Here is a 12,598-nt window from a genome sequence, read left to right as displayed (position 1 = left end):
GGCAGCACAGGGATACGGTCGATCATGCCAAAAAAAAGACCTGTACAGCAGGGCTGCACAGGTCCTTGCATGGCAAGCCGGGGCAGCGTCGGAGTCTCCTTACAGACTCCGCGCGGCTCCGGCCGCACCGATGGCTTACTCGGCCGCCGGAGGTTCAGTCCCTTCAGGGGCATCGGCTTCGGCATGCACCTCGGCCTGCGCATCGGCAGTCTCGCCAGCCAGTTCCAGGGCTTCTGCCTCGGCAATGGCCAGACGCTCGGCCTCGTCCATTTCGTCCTTGGCCTTGCGCGCCTTGTGGTACGCCAGGCCCGTGCCGGCCGGAATCAGGCGACCGACGATGACGTTCTCCTTGAGACCGCGCAGCTCGTCGCGCTTGCCCATGATGGCCGCCTCGGTGAGCACGCGCGTCGTTTCCTGGAAGGATGCCGCAGAGATGAACGAATCGGTGGACAGCGAAGCCTTGGTGATCCCCAGCAGCAGGTTGCTGTAGGTGGCGGGCATCTTGTCCTCGGACTGGAGCTGGTCGTTGGTGTTGAGCATCTCGCTGCGCTCGACCTGTTCGCCTGCGATGTAGCCGGAATCGCCGGGATTCTCGACCACGACACGGCGCAGCATCTGGCGCACGATCACCTCGATGTGCTTGTCGTTGATCTTCACGCCCTGCAGACGGTACACGTCCTGGACTTCGTCGACGATGTAGCGGGCCAGTTCCTCGATGCCCAGCAGCCGCAGGATGTCCTGCGGATCGGCCGGACCATCGACGATGCTTTCGCCCTTGTTGACCACCTGCCCTTCGTGCACCAGGATGTTCTTTTCCTTGGGCACGAGTTCTTCCCAGACCTTGCCTTCGGGATCGGTGATCTGAAGGCGGACCTTGCCCTTGGTTTCCTTGCCGAAGGAGATCGTGCCCGTCATCTCGGCAAGCACCCCCTTGTCCTTCGGCGTGCGGGCTTCGAACAGCTCGGCCACGCGCGGCAGACCACCCACGATGTCGCGGGTCTTCTGGCCTTCCATCGGGATACGGGCCAGCACTTCGCCGGGGCCCACTTCCTGGCCGTCACGCACCTGGATGAGCGCGCCGACCTGGAAGCCGATCGTCACCGAGTGATCGGTGCCGGGAATCTTGACTTCCTTGCCTTCGGCATCGATGAGCTTGACCTGCGGGCGCACGACCTTGTTGGAGCCGCGACGCTTGGGATCGATCACCACCAGAGTGGACAGGCCGGTCACCTCGTCGACCTGCTTGGCCACGGTCAGACCTTCCTCGACATTCTCGAACTTCACCTGACCGGCGTATTCGGTAATGATCGGGCGCGTCAACGGGTCCCAGTTGGCAAGGATCGTGCCGGCCTTGATCTGCTGGTCGGGCTTGATGGTGAGCGTGGCACCGTAAGGCACCTTGTGGCGCTCGCGCTCGCGTCCGTTGTCATCGGCAATGATGATCTCGCCCGAACGGGAAATGACCACCAGCTCACCCTTGGTGTTGCTCACGTAGCGCATGGTCGGGTTGAAGCCGATCGTGCCGCTGGAGCGTGCTTCCACGCTGCTCGCAATGGCTGCACGCGAGGCCGCACCCCCGATGTGGAAGGTCCGCATCGTCAGCTGCGTGCCCGGCTCGCCGATCGACTGCGCCGCGATCACGCCGACCGCCTCGCCGACGTTGACCAGGCCACCACGGCCCAGATCGCGTCCATAGCAGGTCGCGCACAGGCCGAAGCGCGTCTGGCAGGTCAGAGCAGTACGCACCTTGACCTCGTCCACGCCCGCCTGTTCCAGCGTTTCGATCATGTCCTCGTCGAACATTTCGCCCGGGTGCGTCAGCACGGCGCGGGTCTCGGGGTGCAGCACCTCTTCGGCAGCCGTACGTCCCAGAATCCGGTCGCGCAGCGACTCGATCACCTCGCCGCCTTCGACGATGGCGCGCATGACCTGGCCATCATGGGTGCCACAGTCGTCCTCGGTCACCACCAGATCCTGCGTCACATCGACCAGACGGCGGGTCAGGTACCCGGAGTTGGCGGTCTTCAGTGCCGTGTCGGCCAGACCCTTCCGGGCGCCGTGGGTGGAGATGAAGTACTGCAGCACGTTCAGGCCTTCACGGAAGTTGGCCGTGATGGGCGTCTCGATGATGGAGCCGTCCGGCTTGGCCATCAGGCCGCGCATGCCGGCGAGCTGACGGATCTGAGCGGCGGAACCCCGCGCCCCCGAGTCGGCCATCATGTAGATGGAGTTGAAGGACTCCTGGTCCACTTCCTTGCCGTGGCGGTCGGTGGTCTTCTGCTTGGCGAGCTGCGACATCATCACCTTGGAGATTTCGTCACCGGCCTTGCCCCAGATGTCCACGACCTTGTTGTAGCGTTCGCCTGCGGTCACGAGACCGGATGCGTACTGCTGCTGGATTTCCTTCACTTCGGCTTCGGCACGTCCGATGATGTCGTGCTTCTGCGGCGGCACCAGCATGTCCTCGATGGCGATCGAGATGCCGGCACGGGTGGCGAGGCGGAAGCCGTTCTGCATCAGCTTGTCGGCGAACACCACGGTTTCCTTGAGGCCGCACTTGCGGAAGGAGGTGTTGATCAGCTTGGAGATTTCCTTCTTCTTGAGCGGCTTGTCGATCACGCTGAAGGGAAGGCCCCGAGGCAGAATCTCGGACAGCAGTGCCCGGCCGGCCGTGGTTTCGACCAGATGGGTAAAGGGCACGAACTCGCCGGTGGCCTTGTCCTTGGTGTACTCGGTCAGGCGCACGGTGATGCGGGCGGTCAGCTCCAGCTGCTTGTTCTCGAGGGCACGCTCGATCTCGCGCAGATCGGTGAACAGCATCCCCTCACCCTTGCCGTTGATCTTCTCGCGGGTGGTGTAGTACAGGCCCAGCACCATATCCTGGGACGGCACGATGGACGGTTCGCCGGAAGCCGGGAACAGCACGTTGTTCGAGGCCAGCATCAGCGTGCGGGCTTCGAGCTGCGCCTCGACGGACAGCGGCACGTGCACGGCCATCTGGTCCCCGTCGAAGTCGGCGTTGAACGCCGCACACACCAGCGGGTGCAGCTGCAGGGCCTTGCCTTCGATCAGGATGGGCTCGAAGGCCTGGATGCCCAGACGGTGCAGCGTCGGCGCACGGTTGAGCATCACCGGGTGCTCGCGGATCACCTCTTCGAGGATGTCCCACACGATGGGATTGTTGTTCTCGACTTCCTTCTTGGCCGCCTTGATGGTGGTGGCGATGCCCATCTGCTCCAGACGGGCAAAGATGAAGGGCTTGAACAGTTCGAGCGCCATCAGCTTGGGCAGACCGCACTGATGCAGCTTCAGGGTCGGGCCCACCGTGATCACGGAACGGCCCGAATAGTCGACGCGCTTGCCCAGCAGGTTCTGGCGGAAGCGACCGCTCTTGCCCTTGATCATGTCGGCCAGGGACTTGAGCGCACGCTTGTTGGCCCCCGTCATGGCCTTGCCGCGACGGCCGTTGTCGAGCAGACTGTCGACGGCTTCCTGGAGCATGCGCTTCTCGTTGCGCGCGATGATCTCGGGCGCATTGAGCTCGAGCAGGCGCTTGAGACGGCTGTTGCGGTTGATGACGCGGCGATACAGGTCGTTGAGGTCGGAGGTAGCGAAGCGACCGCCGTCGAGCGGCACCAGCGGACGCAGGTCCGGCGGCAGCACAGGCAGCACTTCCAGAATCATCCACTCGGGCTTGATGCCGGACTTCTTGAAGGCTTCGAGCACCTTGAGGCGCTTGGCATTCTTCTTGATCTTGACCTCGGAACCTGTCAGGTCGCCGCGCAGGCGTTCGATCTCGGTCTCGATGTCCATGTTCTCGAGCAGTTCCTTGATGCCTTCCGCGCCCATCTTGGCCTGGAATTCATCGCCGTACTCGATCACGTTCTTGTCGTAGTCATCCTCGGACATGATGCTGAACTTCTTCAGCGGAGTCATGCCGGGGTCGGTCACCACATAGGCTTCGAAATACAGCACGCGCTCGATGTCGCGCAGCGTCATGTCGAGCACCAGGCCCAGACGGCTCGGCAGGGACTTCAGGAACCAGATGTGGGCACAGGGCGCAGCCAGCTCGATGTGGCCCATGCGCTCGCGGCGCACCTTGGTCTGCGTCACTTCCACGCCGCACTTCTCGCAGATCACACCGCGATGCTTGAGGCGCTTGTACTTGCCGCACAGGCACTCGTAGTCCTTGATCGGGCCAAAGATCTTGGCGCAGAACAGGCCGTCACGCTCGGGCTTGAACGTGCGGTAGTTGATGGTCTCGGGCTTCTTCACTTCCCCGAAGGACCAGGAACGGATTTTCTCGGGCGATGCCAGGCCGATCTTGATGGCATCAAAATGGTCATCGGGCTTGAATTGATTGAACAGGTCGAGCAAAGATTTCATGGGTTGCTTTCCTTAATCACACGAATGCGATATTGAATGGAACGGGAGCAGCACGCCTCCCGCAGAAGGCCGGAGGCGTGCACAGGACGTCAGTCGCGTTCCAGTTCGATATCGATGCCCAGAGAGCGGATTTCCTTGACCAGCACGTTGAAGGATTCGGGCATGCCGGCGTTGATGGCGTGCTCGCCCTTGACGATGCTTTCGTACACCTTGGTGCGACCCTGCACGTCGTCGGACTTGACGGTCAGCATTTCCTGCAGCACGTAGGCAGCGCCATAGGCCTCCAGCGCCCACACTTCCATCTCCCCGAAACGCTGGCCGCCGAACTGGGCCTTGCCGCCGAGCGGCTGCTGCGTCACGAGCGAGTACGGACCGGTGGAACGGGCGTGCATCTTGTCGTCGACCAAGTGGTGCAGCTTCAAGAAGTGCATGTAGCCCACGGTGGTGGGACGGTCGAAGCGCTCGCCGGTGCGACCGTCGTACAGGTAGGCCTGGGTGCGCGTCGGGGTCAGCCCCTTGGCTTCAGCCACCTCGTCGGGATAGGCAATGCACAGCATCTGATGGATTTCCTCTTCCGAGGCTCCATCAAACACCGGTGTGGCAAACGGCATGCCGGTCGTCAGGTTCTGCGCCATGCGCATGACCTCGTCGTCCTGCAGGTCTTCGAGGTGTTCCTTGTGGCCGGAACAGTTGTAGACCTTGTCGAGGAAACCACGGATCTCGCTCATGGCGGCCTGCTTCTGGAGCATGTCGCCGATGCGCTGGCCAATGCCCTTGCCGGCCCAGCCCAGATGCACTTCGAGCACCTGCCCGACGTTCATCCGCGAAGGCACACCCAGCGGGTTGAGCACGATGTCGGCAGGCGTGCCGTCGGCCATGTAGGGCATGTCCTCGATCGGGACGATGCGGGAGACCACACCCTTGTTGCCGTGACGGCCGGCCATCTTGTCACCCGGCTGCAGGCGGCGCTTGACGGCCAGGTACACCTTGACCATCTTGAGCACGCCAGCCGGCAGCTCGTCGCCCTGGGTGAGCTTCTTGCGCTTTTCCTCGAACGCCAGATCGAAATTGTGACGCACCTGCTCAAGCGACTTCTTGACGCTTTCGAGCTGGTCGGCCACGGCATCGTCGGCCGGACGGATGTCGAACCACTGGTGCTTGTCGATCCCGTCGAGATAGGCGGCCTCGATCGCGCTGCCCTTGGCGAGCTTCTGCGGTCCTCCGTTGGCCACCTTGCCCAGGAGCAGCTTGCGCACGCGGTCCATGGCATCGATTTCCACGATCCGCATCTGGTCGTTGAGATCCAGACGGAAGCGCTTGAGCTCGTCGTCGATGATCTGCTGGGCACGCTTGTCGCGCTGGATGCCCTCGCGGGTGAACACCTGCACGTCGATCACGGTGCCGGAGCTGCCCTGATCCACGCGCAGCGAGGTGTCCTTCACATCGCTGGCCTTCTCGCCGAAGATCGCACGCAGCAGCTTCTCTTCGGGAGTCAGCGTGGTCTCGCCCTTGGGCGTCACCTTGCCGACCAGCACGTCGCCCGGCTGCACCTCGGCTCCGACATAGATGATGCCCGAGTCGTCGAGACGGTTGAGCTGAGCCTCGCTCAGGTTCGGGATATCGCGGGTGATTTCCTCGGCCCCCAGCTTGGTGTCGCGGGCCATGACCACCAGTTCCTCGATATGGATGCTGGTGTAGCGGTCCTCGGCCACCACGCGCTCGGAAATCATCACCGAGTCCTCGTAGTTGTAGCCGTTCCACGGCATGAACGCGATCAGCATGTTCTGGCCGATGGCGATTTCGCCCAGATCGGTCGACGCGCCGTCCGCCACCACATCCCCCTTGGCCAGACGCTCGCCGCGCTTGACGATGGGACGCTGGTGAATGTTCGTGCTCTGGTTGGAACGCTGGTACTTGATGAGGTTGTAGATATCCACACCGATTTCACCCGGCACGGTCTCTGCGTCGTTGACACGCACCACGATGCGCGTCGCATCGACATAGTCCACCACACCGCCGCGACGGGCCGTCACCACGGTGCCGGAGTCGACTGCCGCCACGCGCTCGATGCCCGTGCCCACCATGGGCTTCTCGGGACGCAGCACCGGCACGGCCTGGCGGGACATGTTGGCACCCATCAATGCGCGGTTCGCATCATCGTGCTCCAGGAAGGGCACCAGAGCGGCCGCCACCGACGAAATCTGCGCCGGGGACACGTCCATGTACTGCACCTGGGCCGGGTCGATCAGCACCGACTCGCCCTTCTCGCGCGCCGACACCAGCTCGCCAGTCAGACGCCCCTCGGCGTCGAGCTGGGCATTGGCCTGCGCAATGATGTACTTGCCTTCCTCGATCGCGGACAGATAGGACACCTCGTTGGTCACCTTGCCGTCCACCACCTTGCGGTAGGGCGTCTCGATGAAGCCGTATTCATTCAGGCGTGCATAGAGAGCCAGCGAGTTGATCAGACCGATGTTCGGACCTTCAGGCGTTTCGATCGGGCACAGACGACCATAGTGGGTCACGTGCACGTCGCGCACCTCGAAGCCGGCACGCTCGCGGGTCAGACCGCCCGGGCCAAGCGCCGAAACGCGACGCTTGTGCGTGATTTCGGACAGCGGGTTGGTCTGGTCCATGAACTGCGACAGCTGGGAAGCACCGAAGAACTCCTTGAGCGCCGCGGAAATCGGCTTGGAGTTGATCAGGTCATGGGGCATGAGCGGTTCCTGCTCTGCCTGCCCCAGACGCTCCTTCACGGCCTTCTCGATGCGGGCCAGGCCGGTGCGGAACTGGTTCTCGGCCAGTTCACCCACGCAGCGCACGCGACGATTGCCCAGGTGGTCGATGTCATCGACTTCGCCACGCCCATTGCGCAGCTCGACCAGCAGCTTGACCACGGCCATGATGTCCTCGTTGGACAGCACCATGGAGCCCTCGGCCTCATCGCGTCCGATACGGGCATTGAACTTCATGCGGCCCACGCGCGACAGATCGTACGTATCCTCGCTGAAGAACAGGCGGTGGAACAGGGCCTGCACAGCATCCTCGGTCGGCGGTTCGCCGGGACGCATCATGCGATAGATCGCCACACGAGCCGCAAATTCGTCGGTCGTGTCGTCGATGCGCAGCGTCTGGCTGATGTAGGCGCCATGATCGAGCTCGTTGGTATAGATGCAGGCGATGTCCTGCACGCCTGCCTCACGCAGCTTCTTGAGGAGTGCCTCGGTGAGTTCCTCGTTGGCCTTGGCAATGATCTCGCCAGTGTCCTGATCGACAATGCCCGACGCCAGCACGCGGCCAAGCAGAAAGTCTTCCGGCACACTCACATGGGTGGTGTTGGAAGCTTCCATCTCGCGCACATGCTTGGCCGTGATGCGCTTGTCCTTGGCCACCACCACCTTGCCGCTCGGATCGGTGATGTCGAAGCGGGCAACCTCCCCCTTCAGACGGGCGGGCACAAATTCCATCTGCGCGCCGCTGTCCATCAGGCGGAAATTGTCATTGACGAAGAAATTCGCCAGGATCTGCTCGTTGTTCAGGCCGATGGCCTTGAGCAGGATCGTCACGGGCATCTTGCGACGGCGGTCGACCCGGAAATACAGGATGTCCTTGGGGTCGAACTCGAAATCGAGCCAGGAGCCACGGTACGGAATGATCCGTGCAGAGAACAGCAGCTTGCCGGAGCTGTGCGTCTTGCCCTTGTCGTGTTCGAAGAACACGCCCGGGCTGCGGTGCAGCTGGCTCACGATCACACGCTCGGTGCCGTTGATGATGAACGAGCCCTTGTCGGTCATCAGGGGCACTTCGCCCATATAGACTTCCTGCTCCTTCACTTCCTTGACCACCTTGGACTGGGCCGTGGAGGCGTCGCGGTCATAGATGATGAGCTGCACGCGGGCGCGCACGGCCGACCCGAAGGTCAGGCCGCGGGTCTGGCACTCCCACACATCGAAGGTGGGCTTGGCCAGGTTGTACTCCACGAACTTCATCTCGACATAGCCGTTGTGCGAGACAATCGGAAACGCGGATTCGAACGCTGCCTGCAAGCCCTCATGCCGGCGCTTCTGGGGAGGCACATCCGCCTGAAGGAAGGCCGTGTAAGCGTCGCGCTGCATCTGCAGCAGATAGGGAATCTTCAGCACGCTGTCGCGGGTGCCGAAACTCTTGCGAATGCGTTTGCGTTCGGTATAGGTATAAGACATGAACTCTCCAGGTGAAGACGTTGGCTGGGTGTGGCGGTAAGTCTTTCCTCGAATGAATGACCAGGTGGTGCCGGCTGGTCAACTTGGTGGCTGGCCCCTACCAGCCATGGCAGACGGCTGCGCATTGCACGCAGCCCGAACCAAGGGTCTTCCGCCATCGGGAACAGAAGACACTTTCAAGCACTCGGCATCATCATGCCAAATCCTGCGCTTGAAGGTGCGATCTGGGGAAATGGCCCTCCATGCTGTCCTTCCTCCGCCTGAACGGACGACGACAGCATGGCGCCATTCACAGAAACGCCAAAGGCTGGAACACCTTCGAGAGATGTTCCAGCCCCCTGCGGCAACCCAATTACTTGAGTTCTGCCTTGGCGCCAGCGTCTTCGAGCTTCTTCTTGGCAGCTTCGGCGTCGGCCTTGGGCATCGCTTCCTTGATGGTCTTGGGAGCGCCGTCGACCATGTCCTTGGCTTCCTTGAGGCCCAGACCGGTGATTTCGCGGACCACCTTGATCACGCCAACCTTTTGTGCGCCGGCTTCGGTCAGCACCAGGTCGAACTCGGTCTTTTCTTCGGCAGCAGCGGCAGCACCGCCAGCAGCGCCACCAGCAGCAGGAGCAGCCATAGCGGCAGCGCTCACGCCGAACTTCTCTTCGATGGCCTTGACCAGCTCGTTGAGTTCCATCACGGACATGCTGTCCAGAGCGGTCAGAAATGCGTCTTTATCGAATGCCATTTTGTATCTTCCTGAAAAATGAGATGGGGGATGGAGGAAAGTGCGCCTGCATCACGCTGCAGCGGCAGCACCTTCGCCCTTTTTCTCGGCCAGAGCCGCGAGCACGCGTGCCGTGCTCGACATGGGCGACATGAGCAGGCCGCACAGCTGCGACAGCAGCACTTCCCGGGTGGGAATGCTGGCCAGCTGCTTGACGCCGTCCACATCGAGTGCCTTGCCGTCATACACACCACCGCGCAGGACCAGCTTGTCGTTGGTCTTGGCAAAGTCAGCCACCACGCGGGCAGCTGCCACGGCGTCCTCGGAAAAGCCGTAGATCAGCGGACCGGTCATCTGGTCGACCGCCGACTCGAAGCTGCTTCCAGCCACGGCACGGCGCGCCAGAGTGTTCTTCAGAACGCTCAGGGTGACGCCGCTTTCGCGTGCCTTGGTACGCAGCTCGGTCATGCTGGCCACCGTCATGCCACGGTATTCCGCCATCACGAGCGTCTGAGCTTTAGCGGCGAGGTCGGTCACTTCTTTGATGACCGCTTCTTTCTCACTGCGATTGAGACTCAAGATGTACTCCTTGAATATGTGCGCCGGACCATTCCGTTCGCACGCCCATAAATCAAGCGACCAACTCACTTTCGGGCCCAGGGTGAATCTGCATCCACTCCAGGAAATCCGTCCGGTGCGGGATCGCCATCTGCGCTGGCTGAAGGATTAAGTCCCCAGACTCCTTGAAGCCCAGGAACACCAGCGGTCTTGGATGACCCGACTCCCCTTGCAGACCATGCATGCACGGCCCACACGAGAGAATCGACCCATCACCTGCATCCCGTGCAGACACGGGATGCAAATTGCGTCATCGCTGACCGGACAATCAGGCTGCGATGGACTGCGTGTCGACGCGAACGCCCACACCCATGGTGGAGGAAACCGCCACCTTGCGCAGGTACACACCCTTGCTAGAAGCCGGCTTGGCCTTGTTGAGGGCCTCGATCAGTGCAGCCAGGTTGGCCTGCAGCTTGTCGGCTTCGAAGGAACGACGGCCGATGGTGCCATGCACGATCCCTGCCTTGTCGACACGGAACTGCACCTGACCAGCCTTGGCGTTCTTGACAGCCGTGGCCACATCGGGAGTCACCGTACCCACCTTCGGGTTCGGCATCAGGCCGCGAGGCCCCAGGATCTGACCCAGGCTGCCGACGACGCGCATGGCATCGGGAGCAGCGATCACCACGTCAAAGGGCATGTCGCCAGCCTTGACCTGGGCGGCCAGTTCTTCCATGCCGACGATATCGGCGCCGGCAGCCTTGGCTTCCTCAGCCTTGGCACCCTGCGCGAACACGGCCACGCGCTTGGTCTTGCCCGTTCCGTTGGGCAGCACCACGGCGCCGCGCACCACCTGGTCGGACTTCTTGGCATCGATGCCGAGCTGCACAGCCACGTCGATGGACTCATCGAACTTGGCCGTAGCACAATCCTTCACCAGCTGAAGAGCATCAGCCACCGGATACAGCTTGCCGCTGTCGACCTTGCCTTGCAGGGCTTGTTGCTTCTTGGTCAGTTTGGCCATGTCACACTCCCTCCACGGTCACGCCCATGGAACGGGCGGAACCAGCAATGATACGAACGGCAGCATCCAGATCGGCGGCGTTCAGATCCTTCATCTTGGTCTTGGCGATTTCCTCGAGCTGCGCACGAGTGATCTTGCCGACCTTGTCGACGTGGGGCTTGGAAGACCCCTTGTCGAGCTTGATGGCCTTCTTGATCAGCGTGGTAGCCGGAGGCGTCTTGATGATGAAGGTGAAGCTCTTGTCGGCGAAGGCAGTGATCACCACGGGCAGCGGCAGACCGGGCTCAACGCCTTGGGTCTGGGCGTTGAACGCCTTGCAGAATTCCATGATGTTCAGACCGCGCTGGCCCAGAGCAGGACCGATCGGCGGCGACGGATTGGCTTTGCCAGCCGGCACTTGCAGCTTGATAAAGCCGACGATTTTCTTCGCCATACTTTTCTCCTTGCGGGTTCAACGCCTGCCACAGCAGGCTCCCCGGGGTTACAGCCCATCAATCGACATGCGCCAGCCGGGCATCGAAGCCGGCGCACCATATCCGTCAGGTCTTCTCGACCTGCGAAAACTCAAGCTCCACCGGAGTGGCCCGACCAAAGATCGTGACCGACACGCGCAGCTTGCTCTTCTCGTAATTGACTTCCTCGATGGAGCCATTGAAATCGGCAAATGGGCCTTCCTTGACACGAATGGCCTCACCCACTTCGAACTCCACCTTGTGACGCGGCTTCTCGCTGCCTTCCTGCATCTGCCCAACGATCTTCTGGACATCCGCCTGCGAGATGGGAGTGGGACGATTGCGCGCCCCCCCCACGAACCCCGTCACCTTGCTTGTTTGCTTGACGAGATGCCAGGTCTCGTCATCCATGATCATCTCCACCAGAACATAGCCCGGAAAGAACTTGCGTTCGGTGGTGCGCTTCTGACCATTCTTGACTTCCACGACCTCTTCGGTGGGCACCAGAATGCGCCCGAACTTGTCCTGCATGCCGGCACGCGTGATGCGTTCCTGGATATTGCGCTCCACGGCGCGCTCCATTCCGGAATAGGCCTGCACGACATACCAACGGAAGTCGGGATTGGCAGGCGCTTCAAGCAGCATACTGGACATATTTATCTCCACCCCAGAACCAGGCTGTACAGGACCCACTCAAGAAGCTTGTCCACCAGCCAGAGAAAGAGCGACATGGTCACCGCAAAGGCAAATACAAACAGCGTGGTTTGCGTTGCCTCTTTGCGCGTGGGCCATACCACCTTGCGCATCTCGCGCACAGAATCCTGACCAAAGCCCCACAGCGCACGACCGGCACCCGACGTCATGAAGATCGCCACACCAGCCAGCACCCCAACCAGGAGGGCACCCCACTGCGCATAAGCGCCTTGCGCTCCTAGCAGGAAATAGGCAACAAAGCCTGCCACGACCAGAAGGGCAGCTACAGCGAGCCGCGCCTTGTCGGCTCCCGTATTGACTGTTTCGACCTGAGATGTAGCCATTGAGGGCAATTCCGATAACGGTGCCACTCGTTGAGAGCGACACAAGAATACGCTGCGAATTCAGCAAAGCTTTTGATTCTACCTTGCCTCATGCAGACAGTAAAGCCCGCACAAGGCGGGCTCTCTTTTTTGCCACACTTAGGTGGCAGGGGCAGTAGGAATCGAACCTACAACCTTCGGTTTTGGAGACCGACGCTCTGCCAATTGAGCTATACCCCTATAACCGG

General features: G+C 61.6%; 8 protein-coding genes and 1 tRNA gene. All 9 read right to left on the bottom strand.

From position 1 onward, the window contains the following. Positions 1 to 135 precede the first annotated feature (135 nt). Positions 136 to 4,386 carry a DNA-directed RNA polymerase subunit beta' gene (gene rpoC / locus ACP2WS_RS10235; RefSeq protein ID WP_426460714.1) on the bottom strand — a complete coding sequence of 1,417 codons (4,251 nt, stop codon included), beginning with the start codon at positions 4,384 to 4,386 and terminating at the stop codon, positions 136 to 138. Between the two features lie 89 nt (positions 4,387 to 4,475). Next, on the bottom strand, positions 4,476 to 8,588 hold the full coding sequence (gene rpoB, locus ACP2WS_RS10230) for a DNA-directed RNA polymerase subunit beta (protein ID WP_426460713.1): 4,113 nt from the start codon (positions 8,586 to 8,588) through the stop codon (positions 4,476 to 4,478). Between the two features lie 352 nt (positions 8,589 to 8,940). Further along, positions 8,941 to 9,321, bottom strand: a complete 381-nt coding sequence (rplL, locus tag ACP2WS_RS10225) for a 50S ribosomal protein L7/L12 (protein WP_374494223.1) — start codon at positions 9,319 to 9,321, stop codon at positions 8,941 to 8,943. 51 nt (positions 9,322 to 9,372) lie between these two features. Beyond that, complete coding sequence (gene rplJ, locus ACP2WS_RS10220; protein WP_374494224.1) at positions 9,373 to 9,879, bottom strand: 50S ribosomal protein L10; 507 nt, start codon at positions 9,877 to 9,879, stop codon at positions 9,373 to 9,375. A gap of 307 nt (positions 9,880 to 10,186) precedes the next feature. Then, positions 10,187 to 10,882, bottom strand: coding sequence for a 50S ribosomal protein L1 (gene rplA / locus ACP2WS_RS10215; RefSeq protein ID WP_374494226.1), 696 nt, complete (start codon positions 10,880 to 10,882; stop codon positions 10,187 to 10,189). A gap of 1 nt (position 10,883) precedes the next feature. Beyond that, complete coding sequence (rplK, locus tag ACP2WS_RS10210; protein ID WP_374494228.1) at positions 10,884 to 11,315, bottom strand: 50S ribosomal protein L11; 432 nt, start codon at positions 11,313 to 11,315, stop codon at positions 10,884 to 10,886. 106 nt (positions 11,316 to 11,421) lie between these two features. Continuing rightward, positions 11,422 to 11,988: a transcription termination/antitermination protein NusG gene (nusG, locus tag ACP2WS_RS10205; protein ID WP_374494229.1), complete on the bottom strand. Its 567-nt coding sequence runs from the start codon at positions 11,986 to 11,988 to the stop codon at positions 11,422 to 11,424. 2 nt (positions 11,989 to 11,990) lie between these two features. Next, positions 11,991 to 12,371, bottom strand: coding sequence for a preprotein translocase subunit SecE (secE, locus tag ACP2WS_RS10200; RefSeq protein ID WP_426460712.1), 381 nt, complete (start codon positions 12,369 to 12,371; stop codon positions 11,991 to 11,993). 143 nt (positions 12,372 to 12,514) lie between these two features. After that, positions 12,515 to 12,590 (bottom strand) — tRNA-Trp (locus ACP2WS_RS10195). Positions 12,591 to 12,598: the final 8 nt, after the last annotated feature.

The organism is Brachymonas moutaii (nom. illeg.) (genome assembly GCF_049977365.1).
Classification (GTDB): domain Bacteria; phylum Pseudomonadota; class Gammaproteobacteria; order Burkholderiales; family Burkholderiaceae_C; genus Brachymonas.
Note: the sequence above shows the minus strand (reverse complement) of the source record. Positions and strands in the feature narration are given on the sequence as shown.

What these genes read in the sequence shown, in the direction of transcription:
- rpoC (WP_426460714.1), bottom strand. Translation starts at nt 4,386, where the DNA reads ATGAAATCTTTGCTCGACCTGTTCAATCAATTCAAGCCCGATGACCAT.
- rpoB (WP_426460713.1), bottom strand. Translation starts at nt 8,588, where the DNA reads ATGTCTTATACCTATACCGAACGCAAACGCATTCGCAAGAGTTTCGGC.
- rplL (WP_374494223.1), bottom strand. Translation starts at nt 9,321, where the DNA reads ATGGCATTCGATAAAGACGCATTTCTGACCGCTCTGGACAGCATGTCC.
- rplA (WP_374494226.1), bottom strand. Translation starts at nt 10,882, where the DNA reads ATGGCCAAACTGACCAAGAAGCAACAAGCCCTGCAAGGCAAGGTCGAC.
- rplK (WP_374494228.1), bottom strand. Translation starts at nt 11,315, where the DNA reads ATGGCGAAGAAAATCGTCGGCTTTATCAAGCTGCAAGTGCCGGCTGGC.
- nusG (WP_374494229.1), bottom strand. Translation starts at nt 11,988, where the DNA reads ATGTCCAGTATGCTGCTTGAAGCGCCTGCCAATCCCGACTTCCGTTGG.
- secE (WP_426460712.1), bottom strand. Translation starts at nt 12,371, where the DNA reads ATGGCTACATCTCAGGTCGAAACAGTCAATACGGGAGCCGACAAGGCG.